The sequence below is a fragment of the Volucribacter psittacicida genome, from assembly GCF_004339025.1.
Taxonomy (GTDB): domain Bacteria; phylum Pseudomonadota; class Gammaproteobacteria; order Enterobacterales; family Pasteurellaceae; genus Volucribacter; species Volucribacter psittacicida.
Genome location: NZ_SMFT01000002.1, coordinates 276547 through 300917 on the forward strand (window position 1 = coordinate 276547; position 24371 = coordinate 300917).

Sequence of the window (24371 nt, forward strand, 5' to 3'; positions counted from 1 at the left end):
TCATTAAGTGAATAAATAAACAACCAGTAAAAACGGGTTAATAAGACCTAGTTCATAAAAGCTAGGTCTTTTTTATCTTTCAAATCATCATCGCTCTATTTTAAACTATAATCCTTTCAAATTTAAAATACCTACACCTAACCAGTCTTGTTCCCAAAAGGTGGTTTTGCAAACCAAACAACAGCGATAAGGCATAAAAATAATAATGCTGATAACCAAAAAATTTCATTAGCGCCAATAATAAAGCCTTGTTTAGTAATCATCTCGGCAGCATAGATAGAAGACTGGGTATCCGATAGCCCTAATTGTTCCATTTGCTGATAATATAATTGGCTATTGATATTATAAGGAGTAATGGCTTCCACTAAACGCTCATGATGGAGTGCTTCTCGGTTATACCACATTGCGGTAGTAACCGAGGTACCAATAGAGCCAGCCAACGTACGCAAGAAATTAAAGAGGCTTGAAGCCGATGCCATTTTTTCTGGCGGTAAACCTGATAAAGTAATGGTGGTTAATGGCATAAAAAAGCAAGCAACCGCTAACCCTTGCACAAATTGTGGTAACGCCACGTCCATAAAATTCATATTGGGTTCAAAGGTTTCTGCTCTCCAATAAAAGGTCAAGGCATAGACAATAAAACTTAAGCTAACCAAAATCCGCATATCAATTTTGCTGCCAAATTTACCAATCAAAGGCGATAATAAGATAGGCAATAACCCCACTGGTGCAGCCGCTAAACCTGCCCAAGTCGCAGTATAGCCATAGACTTGTTGGAGCAATAAAGGAATTAATACCACCGAACCTAAATAAACTAAGAACGCTAAACTGGTGCTTAAACAGCCAATGCTAAAATTACGTTGTTTAAATAAAGAAATATCTACAATAGGATTTTTCTCGGTTAATTCCCAAATAATTAATAATATTAGGCTAATAGCGGAAATCACAGATAGCAGCAGGATTTCGCTGGAATTAAACCAATCTTGTTCACGTCCTTTATCTAGCACTAATTGTAAACAACCTACTCCTAAAATCAGTAACACTAAACCAATACGATCAATAGGTTGTTGAGAGGTTTGTGTTTCTCGTTTTGCCAAAATTTTCCAACTAATGAGTACCACACTAATCCCAATAGGCACATTAATAAAGAAAATCCACCCCCAATGTAGGTTATCACTGATCCAACCACCAAGAATCGGTCCAAAAATCGGCGCTACCACGACCGTCATTGACCAAAAAGCAAGAGCCATACTACGTTTTTGTGGAGGATAATTATTCAGTAATAGACTTTGTGATAAGGGAATAATTGGTCCTGCGGCAATCCCTTGTAATACACGACAAAAAATCAGCATTTCTAAGCTATGGGAAATACCACATAACCAAGAGGCAAGCACAAATAAACTGGTTGCCACTAAAAATAGTCGAACTTCTCCAAAACGTTTCGCTAACCAGCCTGTAATAGGAATAGCAATGGCATTAGCAACACCAAAAGAAGTGATTACCCAAGTCCCTTGACTAGAAGACGCACCAAGATCGCCAGCAATGGTTGGAATGGCAACATTGGCAATGGTTGAATCTAATACTTGCATAAAGGTAGCGAGTGCTAAAGCTAAGGTCATTAACACTAAGGCCACGCCCTTTATGGGTTCATATCGCATTGTTTGTTGCATTTTTCTGCCTATTTACTATTTTCAGAAATAATTTGCTCAATCAGTTCATTTACTGGAGCAAGATCATAATCAAGTACATCAGTACGGTAAATAGGAGTCAGCCGTTTATGGCTCAATAGTACTTCGCCTGAAGTATCGGCGGTATTAACATTTACAGTTGCCGACAAACCAATCCGCAAAGGATACTGTGCAAGCTGATCTTTATTTAAACGAATACGCACTGGCACACGTTGAATCACTTTAATCCAATTCCCTGTGGCATTTTGAGCAGGTAATAAAGAAAATGCACTGCCTGTACCTAGCTCAATCCCCTCAACTTTCCCCTCAAATTCAACCTTATCACCATATAAATCAAACACTAAGGTGGCAGGTTGCCCAATACGCATATTGACCAGCTGAGTTTCCTTAAAGTTAGCATCTACCCACATATCATCAGTAGCAATCACAGCCAATAATGGGCTACCAACAGTAGCTCTTGCTCCCACCTGTGCGGTACGTCTTGCCACATAACCGTTTAATGGGCTTCTAATTTGAGTACGCTGTAAATTAAGCCAAGCCTGCTTAACATTATCAATGGCGTTTTTCACGCTAGGTTGCTGCGTTAATGGCGTATTACCCAATAAAGCCTGATTTGCCAATAACTGACTTTTTGCAACCTGTAATTGTGCATCAGCTAAAGCAACGGCTTCTTTGGCGTGTTGCAAAGATTCTTGATCAATCGCCCCTGATTTACTTAATTGTTGGCGGCGGGCAAAATCGCCTTCTGCACGTGCTAGGGTAATTTGATTGGCTTGTACTGTCGCCTGTAATTGTTGCACCGTATATTCAAGCTGTTTAATTGAACGCACCGCGCTGGCTAGTGCCTCTTTGCTTTGAGCAAAAGTGAATTTCGCATCAGTATCATCAAGCACAATTAAAACATCGCCTTGATGAACAAAATCCATATCATCTACATTAATTTGAGTAATATTGCCACTGATTTGTGCAGAAACCATTACTTGATTACCCGAAGCATAAGCGTCATCGGTTTCTTGATGATTACGCAAAACCAAAAACCAATAAATGGCGACACCTATACCAATAAGCAATAAAATCATAAAGAAATAAGTTAAGATTTTTTTGCGTTTACTTGAAGTTTTCACAGAATTATCTTGTTGATCCATTTTTATGCCTTTTATACTCGTCCTACTTTATCGTCATTTCAATTTAAAATAAGACTTCATATCATCTAGCCTAAGAATAAAAAACCGCACTACAAGTGCGGTCAATTTTACCAAAATTTCTAATTAGATTTTTTGCATTGCAGCCACTTCTGCCGCGAAATCGGTTTCCACTTTTTCAATACCTTCACCCACTTCAAAGCGAACGAAGTTAGTCACCTCAGCACCAACCTCTTTTAAGAAGTCGCCCACTGATTTTGATGGATCCATTACAAATGGTTGACCTGTTAAAGAAACTTCACCAGTAAATTTCTTCATACGACCTTCTACCATTTTCTCTGCGATTTCACGCGGTTTACCTGATTGCATCGCAATATCAACTTGGATTTCACGCTCTTTAGCAACAACATCCGCTGGGACATCTTCTGGACGAACAAACTCAGGGCGACTCGCCGCAACATGCATTGCCACTTTTCTTAATTCTTCTTCAGAACCTTTACCTGCAACTAACACACCGATTTTCGCACCATGTAAGTAAGAGACTAATACATCGCCCTCTAAGAACTGCACACGACGAATAGTCATATTTTCACCGATTTTAGCCACTAATGCCGCACGTTGCTCTTCAAATTGTGCTTGTAGGGCTTCAATGCTTACACCTTTATTAGCTAAAGCATAATCAGCAACAGCATTGGCTAATTCTAAGAAACCCGCATCTTTTGCTACGAAGTCAGTTTCGCAGTTCATTTCAACTAATGCACCAAAACCTGCACCAATACGCGCAAGGATCACCCCTTCAGCTGCAACACGACCTGCTTTTTTAGCCGCTTTTGCTTGACCAGACTTACGCATATTATCAATTGCTAATTCAATATCGCCGTTTGCTTCAACTAATGCTTTTTTACACTCCATCATACCTGCGCCAGTACGTTCACGGAGTTCTTTTACTAATGATGCAGTAATTTCTGCCATTTTAATGTCCTCTATTCTCTATAATTTATAACTTTATAAAAAAAGCAGGGTATTCATGCCCCTGCTTACCTATTCATTTACTAAGGGCAATCGCCTTGTTAGCCAAGATTATTCTTCGCTAGCAATTTCCACTGCAACTTCTTCAGTAACAACGTCCTCAACGCCTTTACCTTCTTTAACTGCCGCTGCTGCAGCACTTAAATAAAGCTGAATAGCACGAGTCGCATCGTCATTACCAGGAATAATATAATCAACACCATCTGGATCAGTGTTAGTATCTACTACCGCAAATACTGGAATACCAAGATTGTTTGCTTCTTTCACTGCAATATGCTCGTGATCCGCAGCAATAACAAATAATGCATCAGGTAAGCCAGCCATATTTTTGATACCGCCAAGGCTTAGCTCTAATTTTTCCATTTCACGGGTACGCATTAACGCTTCTTTTTTGGTTAATTTATCAAAAGTACCGTCTTGAGATTGAGTTTCAAGATCTTTTAAACGTTTGATAGATTGACGAACGGTTTTCCAGTTAGTCAACATACCACCTAACCAACGATGATTTACATAGTATTGTTGACAATCTAATGCTGCTTCTTTTACCGCATCAGTGGCTGCACGTTTAGTACCAACAAATAATATTTTACCGTTGTTATGAGCAATACGAGATAATTCAGCTAACGCATCGTTAAATAATGGAAGGGTTTTTTCCAAGTTAATGATATGAACGCCATTACGCGCACCAAAAATAAATGGTTTCATTTTTGGATTCCAATAACGAGTTTGGTGACCGAAGTGAACGCCTGCTTGTAGCATATCGCGCATAGAAACTTGTGCCATAATAATTTTTCCTTTTAATTTGGGTTTAGCCTCCACATATCCAATTAAATTGAACCATTTGGCACCCCAATTTAATGAACAAGATATGTGTGTGTTTTTGAAATTGAATAAAAAACGTCATTAGCACAATGCAAAATGACGGGCGATTTTATACCACAAAGTGCGGTCTAAATCCAGTAAATTTTTTGATTAGTGGTGTTTTAGTGGATTAAATGATACTCGTTTCAATTTAAAATAAGACAAAGCGACACACCAAAGACAGTACAAATAGTACGAGTACGATGTTTTCAATACTGTATTATTTTAAAGTCGAATGACCATAATTTAAAAATAAAAGCCTCTCTATCAGAAAGGCTTTATCATAAAGATTATTGTTGTTGATTAATAAACTCATCGTTTATTTCAATTTTAGCTTTACTTCGCAATGCCTCAAGCAAGGTAAGTTGTAACTCTTGTTGTTGGGCTTGAGCGAGTTGAGCGTTAAAGGCTTGTTGTTGAGCTTGATCTAATTCTCCCTCAATGATTTTATCTAACTCAATAATGACTACATCGCCATTGCCAGCTTTTGCCACAGAATAAACCGCTTTATTTTCCTCAGGCTTTGAGAGAGCAAAAATGGCATTATTTAATCGTGGATCTGTGCTTTGCCCATAAGTTAAGGTTTGTTTATCCGCAAAATTAACCTTATTTTGCACCGCACTTGGGTTAGCATTTAAATCCTTCGCTAATTGTTCGGCTTGTTGTAACACAATTTGCTCAGCTTTTTGACGTTTTAATAAATTTTCAATTTTTGCTTTCGCATCAGCAAGGCTTTCAATGCCTTCTGCTTTATGCTCAATAACACGAAAAACAATAGAATGCTCATCGCCAATATTAATCGGTTGGGAATTTTCTCCACCATTGACTAAATCGCTGTCAAAAATGGCAGACACTACATTAGGATAGTTTAATGCAACAGGAATATCTTGACGTGAAAAATAATCAGTTTCCACTAATTTTACGCCATTTTGTTGTGCAATTTCCGAAGCTGCCGTTAAAGACGTTGGGTTTTCAAAGGCTTTCTCTGCAATATTTTTCTCTAGCTGATAAAACTCTCTGCTAACGAGATCTTGGCGAATTTGATCCACAATTTGCCCTCTTACTTGTTCAAGAGGAAGTTCTGACGGGGCTTTGCGATCAAGGATTTTAATAATATGGAAACTGTTATCCACTTTGACTGGTTGGCTATATTCGCCTACTGCCAATTTATCCGCAGCTTGTTCAAATGCAAGGGGAAATTCGCCAGCCACGACCCAGCTTAAATCACCACCATTAACGCCTGATAATTTATCAATAGAACGAGATTGGGCTAGTTGAGCAAAATCCGCTCCTGCTTGTAAGGCTTGATAAACTTCATCGGCATCTTGTTGATTATTCAACTGAATATGGGCAACACGTTGTTGTCCTTGGGTAAGGAAATTGGCTTTATGATCTTGATAATACTGTGCAATTTCCACATCCGAAACCTGAATATTTTTCTCAATATCCGCTCTGGATATATCAAGGTATTGCACTTTAACCAATTCAGGAATTAAGAAGGCATTTTTGTTTGTATTATAATAATCTTCAATTTCTTGTTCGCTCACATTTTGCTTAGCCACTTCATCATTTAAACTTAAGGTAGCTAAACGCACTTCACGACGTTGCAATAATAATTTTGTCAGTGCTTGTTGCTGTGTTGGTACAAGAAAATCTGAGGCTAATAGTCCTGTTTGTAATTGTTCTAGCTCTAATCCTTCGCGTACATAATGAGCATAGGTATCTGACGAAATTTGGTTGCTCACTAACATTTGTTGGTATAGTTGGTTATCAAATTTACCATTGACTTGAAATGCAGGCGTTGAAACAATTTGCTGTTTGATATGTTCATCCGTCACCGCCAATTTTAGTTCATCCGCATATTGGCGTAATAATTCTTGATTAATTAGGTTATTTAATACGCTATTGCGTAAACCATTAATAAATTCAGGGGAATCAGCTACAGCGGCAAACTGTGCACTAAGTTGATTACTTAATTGCTGATATTCTAAATTATATTGGCGTTGAAATGCTTGTTGTGAGATTTCTTCGCCATTTACTTTCACTGCCGACGTATCTACACGAGAAAAAACATACCCCGCTACGCCACTTAATACAAATGAAACCGCAATAACCGTCAACAAAATCTTAGCAGGCAAGCTATTACTTGCACCGCGAAATTTATCCATTATCATTCACAATTACCTTTTTAAATCGTTAAATACTGAGGATTATACGCACTATTTAAATAAAATGAAATCATTAAAAAGCCAGCATGAAAAAATGCTGGCTTAAAAAATAATAAATTAATTCACCGCACTTTGGCGCTTACGGCGTGTTTGTTTTACTGGTGCAATGGCTTTCATTGTTGCCTGTTTAACCAGCTCAATTCCCGTAGGTGGGTTTTCCAATGCGTAACCTAACACTTCATCAATGGTTTCCACTGGGTGAATGGCCAAATCTCGTTTCACATTATCAGGGATTTCCTCAAGATCTTTCACATTTTCTTTCGGAATTAACACCGTTTTAATGCCACCTCGATGAGCCGCAAGTAATTTCTCTTTGACACCACCAATAGGCAAGACTTTACCACGCAAGCTAATTTCTCCTGTCATCGCAACCTCAGATCTCACTGGATTACCCGTTAAACAAGAAACTAAAGCGGTACACATGGCAATCCCTGCACTTGGGCCATCTTTCGGCGTTGCACCATCAGGCACATGAATATGAATATCACGTTTTTCGTGGAAATCATTATTGATCCCTAATTTTTCCGCACGAGAACGTACCACAGTCATTGCCGCTTGGATAGATTCTTTCATCACATCGCCTAATGACCCTGTATAAGTGAGCTTGCCTTTACCTAATACCGAAGCGGTTTCAATGGTTAATAAATCTCCGCCCACTTGCGTCCAAGCTAACCCTGTAACCTCGCCAATGCGATTTTGTGTATCTGCACGTCCAAATTCAAAGCGTTTTACGCCGAGGTAATCCGCTAAATTTTCTGCACTGACTTTAATATGTTTTAATGTTTTGTCTAACAATAAATTTTTTACGGCTTTACGACAAATTTTAGAAATTTCACGTTCAAGTCCACGCACGCCAGCTTCTCTGGTGTAATAACGGATAATATCTAAAATCGCACTTTCATCAATATGCAATTCCTTATCTTTCAAGCCATTACGTTCCATTTGCTTCGCTAATAAATGTTGTTTAGCAATATTGAGTTTTTCGTCTTCGGTATAACCTGATAAACGAATAACTTCCATACGATCCAAGAGTGGACCTGGAATATTCATTGAGTTAGAAGTTGCCACAAACATCACATCAGACAAATCATAATCCACTTCAAGATAATGATCGTTAAAGGTGGTATTCTGTTCTGGATCTAATACTTCTAATAAAGCTGAGGCAGGATCACCACGCATATCAGACGCCATTTTGTCAATTTCATCAAGCAAAAATAATGGATTTTTTACCCCCACTTTTGCCATTTTTTGCATTAACTTACCCGGTAAAGCGCCAATATAGGTTTTACGATGCCCACGAATTTCTGCTTCATCACGCACACCGCCTAATGCCATACGCACATATTTTCGTCCTGTGGCATTCGCAATAGATTGCCCTAAAGAAGTTTTCCCTACTCCCGGTGGCCCAACCAAGCACAAAATCGGCCCTTTAACTTGGTTTAAACGGCTTTGTACCGCTAAATATTCTAAAATACGCTCTTTAACCCGTTCTAAACCATAGTGATCTTGATCGAGAATCTGTTGTGCTTGAGCAAGATCCTTTTTCACTTTAGTCCGCTTATGCCAAGGTACTTGCAACATCCAATCAATATAGCTACGCACCACAGTGGCTTCCGCCGACATTGGCGACATCATTTTTAATTTTTGTAATTCCGCCTCAACTTTTTGGCGTGCTTCCAATGGCATTTTGGCTTTTTCTATTTTTTGCCGTAATTGCTCAATTTCATCAACCACTGAATTTTCATTATTATCGCCAAGTTCACGCTGAATCGCTTTGATTTGTTCATTGAGATAATAATCCCGTTGAGTTTTTTCCATTTGCTTTTTAACACGCTGACGAATACGTTTCTCAACTTGTAAAAGATCCGCCTCTGATTCCATTAAGCCTAGCAAAAATTCAAAACGCTCAACCACATTCGCCTTTTCCAATACTTTTTGCTTATTAGCAACGCTCACAGGCATATGAGCCGCCAAAGTATCACTTAAACGTTCTGGGTCATCAATGTTACGCAAAGCACTAATCACTTCAGGCTGTACTTTTTTATTGAGCTTAGCGTAATTCTCAAACTCCGTTAAGGCACTATGCTTAATCACGTCTAATTCTTGTTCATCGCCTAACGATGTATTGATAGGCGTAACCTGTGCCATAAAACATTCGCCATCATCTTCTAATGCGGTAATTTTGGCGCGTTGTTGCCCCTCTACAAGCACTTTTACGGTGCCATCAGGTAATTTCAATAATTGAATAATATTCGCTATTGTCCCTACATCATAAACATCATCAATGCTAGGATCTTCAAGTTCCGCACGTTTTTGGGAAACTAAAAGTAATTGTTTCCCTTGTTCCATTGCTTCATCAAGGCTACGAATAGACTTATCCCTACCGACAAACAACGGCATAACCATATAAGGAAAAACCACCACATCACGCAATGGCAATACTGGAATAGCTATTTTTTTTGTTCGACCAGCACACATAATCTTTCTCTCTAAATTAATAAATCTTAATCATTGTATATAAGGGTATAAAATCAGATCTCAAGGGAGTAACTGGATATTTTTACCCCAACCGTTGGCGGACAATTTCAAATAAGCATACCCCAGTGGCAACAGAAACATTTAAAGAAGACACCGTCCCTGCCATTGGAATACTCACTAATTGATCGCAATGTTCTCGGGTTAAGCGACGCATACCCTCGCCCTCTGCCCCCATTACTAAAGCTAAACCGCCAGTCAGTTTCGTTTGATATAGGGTTTCGCTCGCCTCGCCTGCTGTTCCTACCACCCAAATATTGTGCTCCTGTTGTAGCTCCCTTAATGTACGAGCTAAGTTAGTAACACGAATTAACGGCATCGTTTCTGCCGCACCACAAGCTACTTTACGAGCAATCGCCGATAATCCACTCGCACGATCTCTAGGAATAATTACCGCATCAACGCCTGCGGCATCAGCGGTTCGTAAACAAGCCCCTAAATTATGCGGATCGGTTACCCCATCTAATACCAATAATAAGGGGTCAGTTTTATTGGCTAGAATCACATCAAGATCCCTTTCATTTAATTCCTTAGCTGGAAGTACACGAGCAATAACCCCTTGATGAACTTCACCATTGGCTTTTTTATCTAAACTTTGCCGATTGAGTAATTGAATAGCAATCCCCAATGCGGCTACTTGCTGTAATAAAGACTGTAATCGTTTGTCTTCACGCCCTTTTAAAGCGTTGACTTCAATAATGCGTTCAGGGGCATTGTGTAGCAATGCCTCTACCGCATGAATACCATAAATATAATCGCTCATAATGGATTAGTTTTTCCTATTTTTGTTAGATTTATTCTTATTTTTGACCGCACTTTTTGGTGTTTTAGTAGCTTTAGCCTTGATTGGCTTTGCTTTTCTTGCTTTTCCCTTGCTAGCCAGTTGCTTCTCTAAACTTTTAGCATAACGTTGATTTTTCTTCAGTTTATCCTTCTCCGTTTTGCCTACACGCCGTACTTTACGGTTTGTTTGTACCATAGAAAAATCCACTTGACGTTGCTCAAGACTAACGGCTTCCACTTTAATGGTAACCGCATCGCCCAAACGATAAACCGTTCCTGAATTTTCGCCCACCAGCATTTGTCTTGCGGCATCAAAGGCATAATAGTCATTATCCAAGCTAGAGACATGGACTAAACCATCAATAAACAAATCATTTAAACGTACAAATAAACCAAAAGCTGTTACAGAGGAAATCACCCCCTCAAACACCTCGCCGACGTGATCCTGCATATACTCACATTTTAACCAATCCACCACATCACGGGTCGCATCATCAGCTCGCCGTTCCGTCATAGAACAATGTTCGCCCAACAAATCCATATCATCTAGGGTATAATGATAACCCCCAGTATCAGTTGTACGCCGTTTACTTCCCGCTTGCTTCGCCAATAAATATTTAATACTACGATGCAAGGTTAAATCAGGATAACGGCGTATTGGCGAAGTAAAATGAGCATATTCTGGCAACGCCAAACCAAAATGCCCAATATTATCCGCCGAATATACCGCTTGACTTAAAGATCTCAACAACATTGTTTGAATAAGTTCTCGATCAGGACGCTCTCGCACCTGTTCTAACAATGCCGCATAATCCTCTGTACTTGGTGTTAAGCCCCCCTGCAAGGTTAAACCACATTCACGCAAAAAATCACGAAAAGCGGATAACTTTTCCTCCGTAGGCACTGCGTGAATACGATATAAAGCAGGCTCATTATGCTTTTCCATAAAATTCGCCGCCGCGATATTGGCTAAAATCATACATTCTTCAATAATTTTATGGGCATCATTGCGTACCACAGGTTCAATTCGCTCAATACGCCCCTGCGGATTAAAAATAAATTTCGTTTCAAGGGTTTCAAAATCAATAGCACCACGTTGATGACGTGCTTCTAATAGGGTTTGATACATCGCATAGAGTTCTTGCAAATGGGGGACCAATCCTTGATAACGCTCAATCAAGGTTTCATCGCCCTGCAAAATGCTCCATACTTTGTTATAGGTTAAACGTGCGTGAGAGTTCATTACCGCCTCGTAAAACTTATAACCCTGCATTTTTCCCTTACTTGAAATATCTAGCTCACACACCATACACAAGCGATCCACCTGCGGATTTAATGAACATAACCCGTTGGATAACACTTCTGGCAACATCGGCACCACACGATTAGGAAAATAAACAGAATTACCACGCTGATAAGCCTCATTATCCAAGGCTGTTCTTAAACGCACATAATAACTCACATCAGCAATAGCAACCCAAAGTTTCCAGCCCTTACCGCGTTTTTCACAATATACCGCATCATCAAAATCGCGAGCATCTTCGCCATCAATAGTAACTAAAGGTAATTGACGTAAATCAACACGCCCTTGTTTCGCCTGTTCTGGCACCTCTTCACTAAAACGCTTAACATATTTTTCTACACTCGTCGGAAATTGATGAGGAATATCGTGGTTACGGATTGCAATTTCCACTTCCATTCCCTTTGCCATATTATCGCCAAGCACTTCACTAATCATACCAATAGGCTGACTGGAACTGGTTCCTGTGCGAGATTGAATATCAACCACCACCACTTGCCCCATACGTGCACCACGACGATTTTCATTTGGGATCAAAATATCACGATTAATCCGACTATCATCAGGCACCACATAGCCAATGCCTTGCTCTAAGAAAAATCGCCCAACAATCTGTTTCTTACGATTTTCCAAAATTCGCACAATGCGTACTTCCTTACGCCCACGGCGATCCGTACCATTCGGCTGAGCAAGCACATAATCGCCATGCAAAACCCGTTGCATTTGCCCATTAGGAATAAACCAATCTTCCTTTTGCCCATCAACTTGCAAAAAGCCATAACCATCACGATGCCCAATTACCATACCTTTAAGCAAATCTAATTTTTCTGGTAAAGCATAACGTTTACGTTTGGTAAAAACTAATTGCCCTGCATTTTCCATTGCTCGCAAACGGCGACGCATACCCTCTTGTCGTTCTTCATCTTCCACCGCTAAAAGACTAAACAACTCCTCTTTAGACATTGGGGCATTATGCTGACGAATGGTTGCCAAAATAAATTCCCGACTTGGGATAGGATTAGCATATTTTTTCGCTTCCAGATCAAAATTGGGATCTAAAAGTGCGGTCTGTTTTTTATTTATTTTTTTTGTCATTCTAAAAACCTTATTTCTCTTATATTCTTGTTAATCGTTAATCAAAACAGGCATAAATTTCTTGTTCAATAAAGTCAGTATTTCCACAATAAAACCCATATTCCATTGCCTTATACCAGCCTGCTTGCTGAATGTTTGTTAGATTTAATTCAAAACCACATTGGAATGCTCGTTGTTCTACTTTGAAATAATACTGTGTTGGCACGCCTCGCCGTACTACCTGTACTGTCTTCGGCGTGCCGCCTTGCCTTATTTCAAATTAAAACAACGATAAATCTTGTAAAAAAATTCTGGTTAACCGCCCGTTACCGTCAAATAAAAAATGAATATATTTAGTTCAATTAAAATATAAATGTTTTAGAAGTTTGACACTATGCCAAACAGAAAGCAAGAAAAAACCCAGCAAATTGCTGGGTTTTGTTTTAGTTATCAGAAAAATTATTCTGCAACAATAACAATATTTAATGTTGCAAATACTTCGCCATGGAATTGGAATTTAACTTCGTGTTCGCCTGTAGTACGAAGTGGACCTGTTGGTAAACGCACTTCGCTTTTCGCAACGTCAACACCAGCAGCTGTTACTGCTTCTGCAACATCACGTGTAGTGATAGAACCGAATAAACGACCTTCATCACCAGCTTTAGAAGCGATAGTTACAGATCCTAAGGCTTCTAAACGCTCTGCACGATCTAAAGCAGCGGCTAAGGCTTTAGCTGCTTTTTCTTCTAATTCTGCACGACGAGTTTCAAAATACTCAATGTTTGCTTTGGTTGCCATAACTGCTTTACCTTGCGGAATTAAGTAGTTACGTGCAAAACCAGATTTAACATCTACTTGATCGCCCACATTACCTAAGTGAGCAATTTTATCTAAAAGAATTACTTGCATTACCGACTCCTTAAATTACTGATGATTGTCAGTGTACGGTAACAACGCTAAATAACGTGCACGTTTAATTGCACGCGCTAATTGACGTTGATACTTCGCACGAGTACCGGTAATACGGCTTGGAACAATTTTGCCGCTTTCTGTAATATAGTTCTTTAATGTAGCTACATCTTTATAATCGATTTCAACTACATTTTCCGCTGTGAAACGGCAGAACTTACGACGACGGAAATAACGTGCCATTTGGCTAGTCTCCTAATCTATAAATTCGATTTGCTCGGCATGTAATACTAATTGGCTTAAACCATTATTGGTTTTATGTGTACTCACAAAGCCGACAATTAATAATTTACAACCGACCGTAATGCTTTGAGTTTTTTGATGAAATTGATTGCCACTCACTTGTATCGGCATTTTACACCATGCTTGCCGCATTAACCCCGCCTCTTGTTGTTGAGAACGATGTTCTAAATAAAAACGACAATGTTCGATACCGCTTGGGCTTTTAATACGTTTTGGTAAACTGGCAACTTGACCAATTAACGAAAAACGATTCTCAATATTCAAATTACTCTTCAGCATCCTCAAAATCGTTGGCTTCAACTTCAGCTAAAGGTTTACGCTCTTCGCGTGCTTTAACCATTGGGGACGCTTCTGTTACGGCGTGCTTAGTACGAATAATTACGTTACGAAGAACTGCGTCATTGTAACGGAAAGTTGTTTCTAGCTCGTCGATGACTTCTTGAGGCGCTTCTACATTCATTAACACATAATGTGCTTTATGAAGTTTATTGATTGGGTAAGCTAATTGACGACGTCCCCAATCTTCTAGGCGATGAACTTGACCGCCAGCTTCTTTAACAGAACCTGTATAACGTTCAATCATGCCAGGTACTTGTTCACTCTGATCTGGGTGAACCATAAACACGATTTCGTAGTGACGCATTACTGCTCCTTACGGGTTAATCAGCCTCCGACTATAGACCAGCCATCAATCTGCGGAAGCAAGGAACGAAAATTCAATATGGCTGTAAGGCGTGGATTATACAGAGATTGTCAGATAAGGACAAGTATGCGATGAAAAAATAAATGAATTTTTGACCGCACTTTCTAAAAAATATTACCCTTGTCCTTTTTGCTGATTAAACCTCTTCTTTTATAAGGGCTTGTAATTCGGTTCTCAACTTATCAAGAGAAGTGCCTTGTAATGGACTATAGGGATCTGATAACACTTCATTGACACCTAACACACGTTCTAACGCATAATTATAAGCCATTTTGTCATTATTTGATGCTACATTCCAAATTAAGAAATTAATCAAATAAGAATAAGCGAAATGTTGCCAATCACGATAATTATGGGCTAAAAACATCGCCGCAGAAAATAAGGCCGAACGTGTTTCTTGTTCATCTAAATAACCTAAAGTAAACCCCGCTCGCACTAAATAAATAAAACGGACTAAATCAAAACCCGAAGCATTGACAGGCAAATCCGAACAAGCAAACTGAAAACCAAAATCTTGCACAGCTTGGGCATAGGCTTTACCTTCTTTGCTTGCTAACAAATCATATTCCGCCCCCTCATTTGCCCCTTGCCATAGGGCATCAATTTGCTCCAAGGCGGACTCTCGCTCCGTAATCCCCCAAGACATCTCTAAGGCTTGTTTTAAATCTTCAATTAATGCAGTTGCTTTGGTGGAATAAAAAGCCTCAAGGCTATTAATAAAATGTGATCCCCCTACAATATTGCCTTGTTTATCTTGACGATAAGGCGGAATATAATCAGGATTATTGGCTAAGCCTTGCAAACTGGCTTTGTCATAAAAATGAATGTTTGAGCTTTCATAAAATAAGGTGGCTAATAAAGCATATTGCTCCGCAATATTTTCAATTTTCACTTCGGGTTGCTTATTTCTCACCAAGGCAAAAAAGCATTTGGCTTTTTTCATATGTTTGATATCTAGCAACATTATACAACCAAAGAATGTTCGCCATAAGGCATAAACCGCAAACACTGCATATAAAGCATAAATCAGCCAATGGGGCAAATGAAAACCCACTTGAGCAAATAATTTATCAAAATCCTCTAACCCATAAAAAAATAATAACCCCAATAAAATGATTAATCCTAATAATGGGCGTAAAAAATCCAGTTGTTTTAAATAGAGTTTTTGTTTTATGTTCATATTTGATCCTTAGGTCTTCAGCCTATCAATATATTTCAAAATCAGAATTTGTAGAAAATATTTACCTGATATTTAATCATATTACTTACTTTTAGCTAAGTTGAATTACGTAAAGTTGCTAATAAATGTACGATAGCCCGCTTTTGCTCAAGGTTAAGCTGTTGCCAGTGTAAATCTAGTTCATCACTATTCCATTCTTCATTTTTCATACAATCCACAAAAAAGTAACTAATAGGCGTTTTCAGAAAATGAGCAATAGCCACAAGATGGCTCATGTTGATTTTGTTGGTTCCTCGTTCATAACGAGAAAGCTGGGGTTGCGAAATATCTACATATTCCGATAATTTTTCTGCTGTATAGCCTTGTTCTTTACGTTTTTGTTGGATTCTCTGCCCGATGAGTTTGTCGATATTTGTAGGAATAAATTTTGCCATTATAGTTGTATATATACTAATACTATTCATTAATAGCATATTTTTTTGATTTTTGATCTTGATTAAAGCCATAAAAATGAATAATATTTGTATGAATTATTCATTTATGTAAAGGACTAATGAAGCTATGACTACAGAACTTGAAAAATCAATTTATGACTTGCTTAGAGCACCACCCCGTTTATCTTCTGGCTTGAAAATATATACTCTCCCTTCTATTCCTGAAGATAAGTTATCTAATGCGATTAATGCATATGGAAGTGATGATTTAGATGAAGACGATGTTTGCTTACTTATTGATAACACCGTTTTCGGTAGCGCTAAAACCGGAATGTTTTTAACTTATGATAATTTATTTTTTAAAGAAATGGCTTCTACTCCTATTTCAATTGGTTTTACTGATATACAGTCAATATCTTTAAACTCTGGTTTTCTAACAAAAATAAAAATTGAAGATAAACGTTATCCGGATCAACCTTGGGTAGAGTCTTTTAATGGGGCATCTAAAAAAGATATCGAATTATTATCTAACTATATAAGTAAACTTATAGATCTTTGTATAAAACTCAAACTAGCTTATATAGAGGAAGAAAAGGAAAAAGAAAGACAAGAACAAGAAAAATTGTTAGAAAAGCAAAATAAAACAAAAATAAGAACATTCAGAAATACATCAGATGAAGTCTTAATTCGTTTAAATAATTTATTTAGAACTGTAAAAGATGTTGATATATCTATAACTACATTTGTAATGTTTGAACATTATTCTATTAACAAAACCTTTTTCGATGAAGATAGTATTGATCTATTTAAATCAATAGATCTTTTTAAAGAACTTGTTATTGATATATCAGATAAAATTAGAAAGTTAAAAGAGGAATCTAATAAATTAACAATATTGTCAGAGATATTAGAAAATAATAAATATACAACCATAGAACAAATAAATATAATAAATAAATTTATATACCCTTTAGAAAAAAGATTATCTTCAATACTACCATTCTTATCAAAGTGCTTTAATAAGGAAATCAGTTTGGATATTATTTTATCTGAAGAATTTGAAGATTATATTGCAGATATTAAGGAGCAAACTCCATTTTTTATTGATATCTGTGAAAACTCTATTACATTACCAAAATTAAGATTTGAAGATGAAAATAATAATTACAATTCAAGTACTGATATTGTTATATATAATAATATAGAAGAAGATGAGGAAGAAAATGATAATAAAAAAGATGGGATGATAGTTAATTATATTTCTCAACATTCTGAAAGTATTATATCAGGTATAAAAAATAGTGGATTATCTTTGACTTCTTCCGCTCTACAGAATGATGAAAATATCCGTAGAATAGCGAATATAGTATTTAATATTCTACCAACTCCATTTAGACTATTTGCTAACGTAACTGTTATTGAGTTTATTTTATTGAAAAACAGAGATTGGCTTGTGAGAAAATTCGTTAATTAGAGATAAGCATTATGAGAAATAAACAATATACTTATTTGATTAAAGCAAAGGTAGAACCTTCCGATACTAGCTATATTCGTTATAGAGTTACTGCTAGTAATATTATTGAGGCTAAAAATAAATTTAAATCGCTATTTACTAAAGCTAAAATTATTTCTTGTGTAAAAGAAGAAGATAAAGCTGGTTCATCAACTCTAGGAAAATCAGTTTTGGGTGTTGCTTCAGCAGCAACCATTGCTCTCTTAGCTAAAACATTTAGTAAAAAATAATATTAACTTTGTTTATTGAGGAAATTTTATGCTAAAAAAAATTTGGATATTGTTTGCTATATGTTTCATATTAATGATAATCATATCTATTATTTATGGATGTGGTAAATTTGGAACGCCTAGTAGATATGATTATTATAAAGTTTGTCTTCCAATACAAAACTTTGCTATATGTTATACTATAGGTTTGATCTTATTATTTGCATTTACTATTTTTAAGTTTATCAAATCAATATTTAAATGGTAAATATATAAGCCACCTTCTATAATGAAAATATAATTATCTATAATCTATTATAGATATATTTTTATTAATTTATTACAAACATTTTAGAATATATCTATTATATATGATTTTTTACCAAATTTTTCTTCACTGACAAAATCTTATATAAAAAATAAATTAACTATACGGAAATAATATATGAAAAAAATTTTGTTTTATATTGCTTGTTTATTTTTTCAAACTTCTTATGCTGAAGACTTAAATAATATCAAGCGCACACTCGTACATAATATGTATTACAATCTAATTTATAGTAACGCTAATAGTCATGAAATTCTATCAGTCTATGCAGATCAAAGTTTCAAAAAAGCATTAAACTTACCTATTGAGGATCCTGATTGTGTTGGTAGCATTATGAGTAATGGTCAAGATATTTTAATTACTAATTTTCAAACCTCTATTAACCAAGCAGGACAAGTTGTAGCAGTTTTTAATAATTTTGATGAACCAAATAAAATTGTTTATTCTTTTAATTGTCAAAATAATCAATGCACCTTAACAGATGTAGATAATGTTAAACAAACACTATTAAATTGCTATAACGATGAGTCTATACTATTTAATAATCATAGAACCATTGAGCAGAGTAATAAATTTGATGTTCAAAATAATATATCTGACTTTTTACCAGATACTTGGACTAGTGGTTTCGGTCAAGGTTGGCTTGAATATAATATCGCTAATAATCAAGGGCAATCAATGACTCTCTCTTGTAATGCAGGAGCCAGTGATGATCCTGATGTCGATCATCGCATTAGTTTTTCAGTAAATGGGCAAACTTACGATGCAGAGCAATTGAGTGGTAAATTAGCTTTCCTAATAAATGGAAAAACCTATCATCCTTTATCAATACCCACTGACACCAGAAATGGTGCTAATGAGTGGTATGAATTTACTCAAGCTATTTCAACAGCTAATGAATTTACTATTTATTTGCATAATAAAAAAGTTGCGGAGTTCTTTCCTACCCCACAAAGCATTAGAGAATATGCAAGTGGTATTCGTAATTGTGAAGCAAGATGGTAATTCAATTAGAATATCATAAGAACTAATTAGCATTTTATTATATTGAAAATTATGAAGCTCTTCGTATCGATTATAATCATTGTTTAGATCAATTAGAAATGGTTAAAAATAGCTCATCATATCAATATAATATGAAATATCAAATTGAAGATAGCTATCCTTGCAAACAAGCAAAAACAGCAAAATCTCGCTTAAATTTAGGTTATGGATTTGATAAAAAATGGAATAATAATTCATAACTTACCTCATCCCCACCAACTTATGGGTTTGAATACTTAACTGCCATTTAGGTTTATTGGGGCGTTGGTTTAATAAGCCTAATTGGCGAATGGTTTGTTCCAGATTCATCTCGCCATTATTCTCACAAGGGGAGAGATAATAATGCTGGGCTTCAATGGTGGTTTCAATTTGTTCACAAAATGCCAGCACATCATCATCGGCAACTATGCGGACTTCGTGAGCAAAGGGAATACAGCGTTGGCAGTATTTGTGTTGGTACAAGCGTTTCGGACTGGTGGCGATATAATCAATTTGTGGTGGGATAGGTTTTAAGCCGTTGGTTTCAATGGCGAGAAAATAGCCTTCTGCTTTTAATTGTTCTAGCAGTAGGCTTAAATGTGGCACAATCGTAGGCTCGCCGCCCGTAATAATAATATTTTTTGCGGAAAACGACCGCACTTTTGCCATAATTTGGCTTAGGGAATAGGGTTGATACTGATTGTAATTGGTATCGCACCAAGGGCAAGCGAGATTGCATTTGCCAAAGCGAATAAAAATACTCGGCATACCTGTGTTAAAGCCTTCCCCTTGTAAACTTTCAAAAATTTCCACAATATTAAATTGTGGATCAAATAATGCTGGCGTTGGCATAATTTATTCCTGATATTCACAAAATGAGGTGGGCGTTTCCCATAAACGAATGGCACTGACAGGTAAATTTTCCTCGTATTTTAGGCGGTTAAAAATAAATCTCGCCATTTCTTCTGCGGTTGTACGCGTCGGAAAAGCAAAGGTTTTTGAATTGAGCTGGTTTAGTAGCTGAGCAATTTGGCTTTCTCGTTCGCTATGTTGATCATAAATAAAGGCGTGATCAAGGGGATCAAGAATCGCACGTTTTACAATACTTTTGATGTCGCTAAAATCCATTACCATCCCTTTTTTAGCTCCTGTTTGCTGTAAAGGTTGACTTACTTCCACTTGCAATTTATAGGTGTGTCCGTGTAAATTTTGGCATTTGCCATCATGTCCATCGAGCAAATGTGCCATATCAAAGCTAAATTCTTTGCTAATTTTAAATGCCATTATTTCCCCCTTGCTTTTGTTGTAAATATTGTTGCAAGCCCTTTTCCCTTAATTGGCAACTTGGGCATTGTCCGCAGCCGCCTTGTACCCCTTGATAACAAGTGTGAGTATGTTGGCGAACATAGTCTAAATAGCCCAGTTCATCAGCAAGTTGCCAGGTTTGGGCTTTGGTTAGGTACATTAATGGGGTAATAATATTGAATTGATAATCCATCGCAAGGTTGAGCGTGATATTCATTGATTTGATAAACACATCTCGACAATCAGGATAGCCACTAAAATCGGTTTCACAAACCCCAGTGATAATATCCTTAATGCCTTGCCCTTTGGCATAAATGGCTGTGTAAAGCAAAAATAGCGCATTGCGTCCGTCTACAAAGGTGTTAGGCAGTTCGCCTTTTGCTTGTGCAATGGTTTGCTGACTATCCATTAAGGCATTATGGGTAATGCTTTGCATCACCGAGAGATCAAGGATTGTTTGCTTTACCTTGAGATCTTGAGCGATCCATTTGGCTTTTTCCAACTCAATATGATGACGTTGTCCATATTGAAAACTGATGGTTTCTACATTTTCAACACCATAATGTTGAATGGCTTGTAATAAGCAGGTGGTGGAGTCTTGTCCACCCGAAAAGATAACAATCCCTTTAGGATTGTTGGTTGCTAAATTGTTCATTAATTTTCCTAGTTTTTTTGCGTGGGAGGTTTGCGAACCACGGTTAAAGGGTCATAGGCTATTTGTAGATACAAATAGCCTAAATTTTATAGTCACCTCATTTTAAATTGAAATGACTATACAGAATTAACTCTTATGCTTCATCGCTGGGAATAAAATCACATCACGAATAGAAGCGGCATTAGCAAATAACATCGCTAAACGGTCAATCCCCAAGCCTTCGCCTGCGGTTGGTGGTAAGCCATGTTCAAGGGCGACCACAAAGTCTTCATCTTTAAACATAGCTTCATCATCGCCTGCTTCTTTGGCAGCCACTTGAGCATCAAAACGGGCATTTTGATCTTCTGCATCATTAAGCTCTGAGAAACCATTACCAATTTCACGCCCCCCAATAAATAACTCAAAACGATCGGTTACCTCTGGGTTTTGATCATTACGACGCGCTAATGGCGAAATTTCCGCAGGGTGTGCCATTAAGAAAGTCGGTTGAATTAAGTGCGGTTCTGCGACTTCTTCAAAGATAGCATTCACAAGGCTACCTAAGCCCCAAGATTTTTGTACCTCAATACCTAATTTATTTGCCACCGCAACGGCACGCTCAAAATCATATAAATCAGCTTCCACAATTCCTTTCTCTGCACCATATTTTAGGATTGCCTCGTGCATTGTAATGCGTTCAAATGGTTTGCCAAAATCAAACTCATAGTCGCCATAAGGTACAATGGTTGTGCCAAGAATATCTAGGGCTAATTTACGCAATAATTCCTCGGTGTTATCCATTAAATCGTGGTAATCCGCATAGGCTTGGTAATATTCCAACATTGTAAATTCTGGATTATGGCGAACGGATACCCCCTCATTGCGGAAGTTACGATTTAGTTCAAATACACGCTCAAAACCGCCCACAACCAAACGTTTTAAATAGAGCTCAGGGGCAATGCGTAAATACATATCCACATCTAAGGCATTATGATGAGTAACAAAAGGACGAGCCGAGGCACCGCCCGGGATCACTTGGAGCATAGGGGTTTCCACTTCAAGGAAACCTTTGTTAATAAAATATTCACGAATACCCGCCACCACTTTAGAACGAATAATAAAGGTACGGCGTGATTCTTCATTAGCAATTAAATCCAAATAACGTTGACGATAACGGGTTTCCTGATCGCTTAAGCCGTGGAATTTATCAGGCAATGGACGTAACGCTTTGGTTAATAATTCCACTTGATTACAACGAATGGTCAGTTCATTGGTTTTGGTTTTAAATAAGGTACCTTGCACACCCACAATATCGCCTAAATCCCATAGCCCCACGTTATTTTGATATTCGCCCTCAGGTAAATTATCACGAGCAATATAGAGCTGAATACGTCCGCTCACATCTTGTAGGGTAACAAAAGTGGCTTTCCCCATAACACGTCTAGTCATAATTCGCCCAGCCACTTTGACTTGGATTTCTTGGGCTTTTAAACTTTCGCCATCACTTTCGTCATATTGTTGATGTAAATCCTGTGCTAAAGCATTACGGCGAAAGGTATTAGGAAAGGCGTTACCTTTTTGACGTAAGGTATTTAATTTTTCACGGCGAGCAAGCATTTCGCCGTTTAAATCTAATTCTTGGTTTTGGTCTGTCATTTTGTTACCTTTTGTATGTTTAATCTTTAAATTTGTACTTTTTATGACAAAGTGCGGTAAGTTTTTCGTTTATTTTTTCTATGTTATCAACGGTTTTTATTGTTGACAATTTACTTTAATTTCTTCGTTATGGCTAACGGTTTTCGCCGTTGGCGACTTACTTTCTTTGCTTGCACAAAGAAAGTAAGCAAAGAAATGCACCCCTAGAAAAAGCCTTATCCTGCCTTTCGGCAACAACGATATACGAATAATTTTGGAACTCGCTACGCTCAAACAGCCAAAATTATTCTATCGTTGTAAGCCTTAGTCAGGGGCTTTTTAAGGGGCTTAGAAAGCGTTTTCCCTATTTTGTTTAATGTTTTTGAGGAGACATTTTGTCACCTCAAAAAATACTTACTACAACCCCGCCTTTAAACTCGCTTCAATAAAACGGTCTAAATCCCCGTCAAGTACAGCTTGGGTATTGCGGTTTTCTACTCCAGTGCGTAGATCTTTAATTCTTGAATCATCAAGTACATAAGAACGAATCTGGCTGCCCCAGCCAATATCGGATTTACTTTCCTCCATGGCTTGTTTTTCCGCATTTTGTTTTTGCAATTCTAACTCGTACAACTTAGCTTTAAGCTGTTTCATTGCTTGATCTTTATTTTTATGTTGAGAACGATCATTCTGACATTGCACCACAATACCGCTAGGTAAATGGGTAATACGCACCGCACTTTCTGTTTTATTGACGTGCTGTCCCCCTGCACCAGAGGCACGATAAACATCAATGCGTAAATCTGCTGGATTAATTTCAATATCAATATCTTCATCAATCTCAGGATAAACAAACACCGCAGCAAAAGAGGTATGGCGGCGATTGTTAGAATCAAAGGGGCTTTTTCGCACTAAGCGATGAATACCTGTTTCAGTGCGTAACCAACCAAAAGCATATTCCCCTGAAACCCGAATGGTGGCGGATTTCAAGCCAGCTACATCGCCGTCAGAAACTTCCATTAATTCTGTTTTAAAGCCTTTACTTTCCGCCCAACGCAAATACATTCGCAACAACATTTCTGTCCAATCCTGCGCTTCCGTACCGCCAGAACCTGCTTGTAAATCCACATAACAATCCGCGCTATCGTGCTGTCCGCTAAACATACGACGAAATTCAAGCTGGGCTAAATTTTGTTCTAGCTGTTCTACTTCTTGACAGGCTTCGGCAAAACTTTGTTCATCCTCGCCTTCAATGGCAAGTTCAAGCAAGACATCAATATCTTCTACGCCTTGCTCAAGTTGACGAATCGTATTGACCACATTTTCAAGGCTAACACGCTCTTTACCTAAGGCTTGGGCTTTATCAGGATCATTCCACACTTCGGGCAGTTCTAATTCCGCATTAACCTCTTCTAAACGTTCAATTTTGTTATCAAGGTCAAAGATACCCCCTAAGCAACTGAGTACGCTGCTGAATATCAAGGATTTTATTTTTGATTGGATTAAGTTCAAACATAATGCTTATTGGGTTAAATGAAAACTACGGATTATAAGC

At 37.6% G+C, this 24371-nt stretch carries 23 protein-coding genes and 1 riboswitch; of the genes, 3 read left to right on the forward strand and 20 right to left on the reverse strand.

Features of this window, described 5'->3' with window-relative positions:
* Positions 1-137: 137 nt before the first annotated feature.
* The 15 genes from EV694_RS04655 to EV694_RS04720 all read right to left on the reverse strand — a co-directional run bounded on the left by EV694_RS04655 (position 138) and on the right by EV694_RS04720 (position 16169).
* Positions 138-1658, reverse strand: a complete 1521-nt coding sequence (locus EV694_RS04655; RefSeq protein WP_132690838.1) for a DHA2 family efflux MFS transporter permease subunit — start codon at positions 1656-1658, stop codon at positions 138-140.
* Positions 1659-1678: 20 nt separating this feature from the next.
* Positions 1679-2833: an EmrA/EmrK family multidrug efflux transporter periplasmic adaptor subunit gene (locus EV694_RS04660; protein WP_132689951.1), complete on the reverse strand. Its 1155-nt coding sequence runs from the start codon at positions 2831-2833 to the stop codon at positions 1679-1681.
* Positions 2834-2956: 123 nt separating this feature from the next.
* A complete protein-coding gene (gene tsf / locus EV694_RS04665) occupies positions 2957-3802 on the reverse strand; it encodes a translation elongation factor Ts (RefSeq protein ID WP_132689954.1) in 846 nt (281 codons plus the stop codon).
* Positions 3803-3910: 108 nt separating this feature from the next.
* On the reverse strand, positions 3911-4642 hold the full coding sequence (gene rpsB, locus EV694_RS04670; protein WP_132689957.1) for a 30S ribosomal protein S2: 732 nt from the start codon (positions 4640-4642) through the stop codon (positions 3911-3913).
* Positions 4643-5010: 368 nt separating this feature from the next.
* Positions 5011-6894, reverse strand: coding sequence for a peptidylprolyl isomerase (ppiD, locus tag EV694_RS04675; RefSeq protein WP_132689959.1), 1884 nt, complete (start codon positions 6892-6894; stop codon positions 5011-5013).
* Positions 6895-7005: 111 nt separating this feature from the next.
* Positions 7006-9426 (reverse strand): endopeptidase La, encoded by a 2421-nt coding sequence (gene lon, locus EV694_RS04680; RefSeq protein WP_132689961.1) that lies wholly within the window; start codon positions 9424-9426, stop codon positions 7006-7008.
* Positions 9427-9508: 82 nt separating this feature from the next.
* Positions 9509-10246: a 23S rRNA (guanosine(2251)-2'-O)-methyltransferase RlmB gene (rlmB, locus tag EV694_RS04685; protein ID WP_132689964.1), complete on the reverse strand. Its 738-nt coding sequence runs from the start codon at positions 10244-10246 to the stop codon at positions 9509-9511.
* A gap of 6 nt (positions 10247-10252) precedes the next feature.
* The gene (gene rnr / locus EV694_RS04690; RefSeq protein WP_132689966.1) at positions 10253-12661 is read right to left on the reverse strand and encodes a ribonuclease R; all 2409 of its coding nucleotides are present in this window, start codon (positions 12659-12661) and stop codon (positions 10253-10255) included.
* A 37-nt stretch (positions 12662-12698) separates the two neighbouring features.
* Positions 12699-12866, reverse strand: a complete 168-nt coding sequence (locus EV694_RS10865) for a hypothetical protein (protein WP_165865498.1) — start codon at positions 12864-12866, stop codon at positions 12699-12701.
* 233 nt (positions 12867-13099) lie between these two features.
* The gene (gene rplI, locus EV694_RS04695; RefSeq protein WP_132689968.1) at positions 13100-13549 is read right to left on the reverse strand and encodes a 50S ribosomal protein L9; all 450 of its coding nucleotides are present in this window, start codon (positions 13547-13549) and stop codon (positions 13100-13102) included.
* A 15-nt stretch (positions 13550-13564) separates the two neighbouring features.
* Complete coding sequence (gene rpsR, locus EV694_RS04700) at positions 13565-13792, reverse strand: 30S ribosomal protein S18 (RefSeq protein ID WP_005717555.1); 228 nt, start codon at positions 13790-13792, stop codon at positions 13565-13567.
* Between the two features lie 12 nt (positions 13793-13804).
* On the reverse strand, positions 13805-14131 hold the full coding sequence (gene priB, locus EV694_RS04705) for a primosomal replication protein N (RefSeq protein ID WP_132689971.1): 327 nt from the start codon (positions 14129-14131) through the stop codon (positions 13805-13807).
* The gene (gene rpsF / locus EV694_RS04710) at positions 14118-14495 is read right to left on the reverse strand and encodes a 30S ribosomal protein S6 (protein ID WP_132689974.1); all 378 of its coding nucleotides are present in this window, start codon (positions 14493-14495) and stop codon (positions 14118-14120) included. The genes priB and rpsF overlap by 14 nt, the downstream gene beginning before the upstream one ends.
* A gap of 196 nt (positions 14496-14691) precedes the next feature.
* Entirely contained in the window at positions 14692-15735 is a 1044-nt protein-coding gene (locus EV694_RS04715; RefSeq protein ID WP_132689976.1) for a DUF1266 domain-containing protein, read from the reverse strand.
* A gap of 95 nt (positions 15736-15830) precedes the next feature.
* On the reverse strand, positions 15831-16169 hold the full coding sequence (locus EV694_RS04720) for a helix-turn-helix domain-containing protein (protein ID WP_132689979.1): 339 nt from the start codon (positions 16167-16169) through the stop codon (positions 15831-15833).
* Positions 16170-16296: 127 nt separating this feature from the next.
* Between EV694_RS04720 and EV694_RS04725 the strand changes: the two genes are divergently transcribed.
* The 3 genes from EV694_RS04725 to EV694_RS04735 all read left to right on the forward strand — a co-directional run bounded on the left by EV694_RS04725 (position 16297) and on the right by EV694_RS04735 (position 19224).
* The gene (locus tag EV694_RS04725; protein ID WP_132689982.1) at positions 16297-17643 is read left to right on the forward strand and encodes a hypothetical protein; all 1347 of its coding nucleotides are present in this window, start codon (positions 16297-16299) and stop codon (positions 17641-17643) included.
* A gap of 11 nt (positions 17644-17654) precedes the next feature.
* A complete protein-coding gene (locus tag EV694_RS04730) occupies positions 17655-17912 on the forward strand; it encodes a hypothetical protein (RefSeq protein WP_132689984.1) in 258 nt (85 codons plus the stop codon).
* A gap of 424 nt (positions 17913-18336) precedes the next feature.
* A complete protein-coding gene (locus EV694_RS04735) occupies positions 18337-19224 on the forward strand; it encodes a hypothetical protein (RefSeq protein ID WP_132689987.1) in 888 nt (295 codons plus the stop codon).
* 240 nt (positions 19225-19464) lie between these two features.
* On the opposite strand, the gene EV694_RS04740 is transcribed toward EV694_RS04735, so the two are convergent.
* The 5 genes from EV694_RS04740 to prfB all read right to left on the reverse strand — a co-directional run bounded on the left by EV694_RS04740 (position 19465) and on the right by prfB (position 24332).
* A complete protein-coding gene (locus EV694_RS04740; RefSeq protein ID WP_132689989.1) occupies positions 19465-20094 on the reverse strand; it encodes a 7-carboxy-7-deazaguanine synthase QueE in 630 nt (209 codons plus the stop codon).
* Positions 20095-20097: 3 nt separating this feature from the next.
* Positions 20098-20526, reverse strand: coding sequence for a 6-carboxytetrahydropterin synthase QueD (queD, locus tag EV694_RS04745; protein ID WP_132689992.1), 429 nt, complete (start codon positions 20524-20526; stop codon positions 20098-20100).
* On the reverse strand, positions 20516-21202 hold the full coding sequence (gene queC / locus EV694_RS04750) for a 7-cyano-7-deazaguanine synthase QueC (protein ID WP_132689994.1): 687 nt from the start codon (positions 21200-21202) through the stop codon (positions 20516-20518). Before queC ends, queD begins: the two co-directional genes overlap by 11 nt.
* A gap of 2 nt (positions 21203-21204) precedes the next feature.
* A riboswitch (PreQ1 riboswitch) is annotated at positions 21205-21249 on the reverse strand.
* A 79-nt stretch (positions 21250-21328) separates the two neighbouring features.
* The gene (gene lysS / locus EV694_RS04755) at positions 21329-22837 is read right to left on the reverse strand and encodes a lysine--tRNA ligase (protein ID WP_132689997.1); all 1509 of its coding nucleotides are present in this window, start codon (positions 22835-22837) and stop codon (positions 21329-21331) included.
* A 396-nt stretch (positions 22838-23233) separates the two neighbouring features.
* A protein-coding gene (gene prfB / locus EV694_RS04760) for a peptide chain release factor 2 (RefSeq protein ID WP_132689999.1) occupies positions 23234-24332 on the reverse strand; the annotation gives its coding sequence in 2 pieces (ribosomal slippage) (positions 23234-24256 and positions 24258-24332; 1098 coding nt in all).
* Positions 24333-24371 lie beyond the last annotated feature (39 nt).

What these genes read in the sequence shown, in the direction of transcription:
- ppiD (WP_132689959.1), bottom strand. Translation starts at nt 6,894, where the DNA reads ATGATAATGGATAAATTTCGCGGTGCAAGTAATAGCTTGCCTGCTAAG.
- rpsB (WP_132689957.1), bottom strand. Translation starts at nt 4,642, where the DNA reads ATGGCACAAGTTTCTATGCGCGATATGCTACAAGCAGGCGTTCACTTC.
- rlmB (WP_132689964.1), bottom strand. Translation starts at nt 10,246, where the DNA reads ATGAGCGATTATATTTATGGTATTCATGCGGTAGAGGCATTGCTACAC.
- EV694_RS04655 (WP_132690838.1), bottom strand. Translation starts at nt 1,658, where the DNA reads ATGCGATATGAACCCATAAAGGGCGTGGCCTTAGTGTTAATGACCTTA.
- EV694_RS04730 (WP_132689984.1), top strand. Translation starts at nt 17,655, where the DNA reads ATGAGAAATAAACAATATACTTATTTGATTAAAGCAAAGGTAGAACCT.
- EV694_RS04725 (WP_132689982.1), top strand. Translation starts at nt 16,297, where the DNA reads ATGACTACAGAACTTGAAAAATCAATTTATGACTTGCTTAGAGCACCA.
- lon (WP_132689961.1), bottom strand. Translation starts at nt 9,426, where the DNA reads ATGTGTGCTGGTCGAACAAAAAAAATAGCTATTCCAGTATTGCCATTG.
- priB (WP_132689971.1), bottom strand. Translation starts at nt 14,131, where the DNA reads ATGCTGAAGAGTAATTTGAATATTGAGAATCGTTTTTCGTTAATTGGT.
- queC (WP_132689994.1), bottom strand. Translation starts at nt 21,202, where the DNA reads ATGAACAATTTAGCAACCAACAATCCTAAAGGGATTGTTATCTTTTCG.
- rnr (WP_132689966.1), bottom strand. Translation starts at nt 12,661, where the DNA reads ATGACAAAAAAAATAAATAAAAAACAGACCGCACTTTTAGATCCCAAT.
- EV694_RS04720 (WP_132689979.1), bottom strand. Translation starts at nt 16,169, where the DNA reads ATGGCAAAATTTATTCCTACAAATATCGACAAACTCATCGGGCAGAGA.
- EV694_RS04735 (WP_132689987.1), top strand. Translation starts at nt 18,337, where the DNA reads ATGAAAAAAATTTTGTTTTATATTGCTTGTTTATTTTTTCAAACTTCT.
- EV694_RS04660 (WP_132689951.1), bottom strand. Translation starts at nt 2,833, where the DNA reads ATGGATCAACAAGATAATTCTGTGAAAACTTCAAGTAAACGCAAAAAA.
- rpsR (WP_005717555.1), bottom strand. Translation starts at nt 13,792, where the DNA reads ATGGCACGTTATTTCCGTCGTCGTAAGTTCTGCCGTTTCACAGCGGAA.
- lysS (WP_132689997.1), bottom strand. Translation starts at nt 22,837, where the DNA reads ATGACAGACCAAAACCAAGAATTAGATTTAAACGGCGAAATGCTTGCT.
- tsf (WP_132689954.1), bottom strand. Translation starts at nt 3,802, where the DNA reads ATGGCAGAAATTACTGCATCATTAGTAAAAGAACTCCGTGAACGTACT.
- rplI (WP_132689968.1), bottom strand. Translation starts at nt 13,549, where the DNA reads ATGCAAGTAATTCTTTTAGATAAAATTGCTCACTTAGGTAATGTGGGC.
- queD (WP_132689992.1), bottom strand. Translation starts at nt 20,526, where the DNA reads ATGGCATTTAAAATTAGCAAAGAATTTAGCTTTGATATGGCACATTTG.
- rpsF (WP_132689974.1), bottom strand. Translation starts at nt 14,495, where the DNA reads ATGCGTCACTACGAAATCGTGTTTATGGTTCACCCAGATCAGAGTGAA.
- EV694_RS04740 (WP_132689989.1), bottom strand. Translation starts at nt 20,094, where the DNA reads ATGCCAACGCCAGCATTATTTGATCCACAATTTAATATTGTGGAAATT.
- EV694_RS04715 (WP_132689976.1), bottom strand. Translation starts at nt 15,735, where the DNA reads ATGAACATAAAACAAAAACTCTATTTAAAACAACTGGATTTTTTACGC.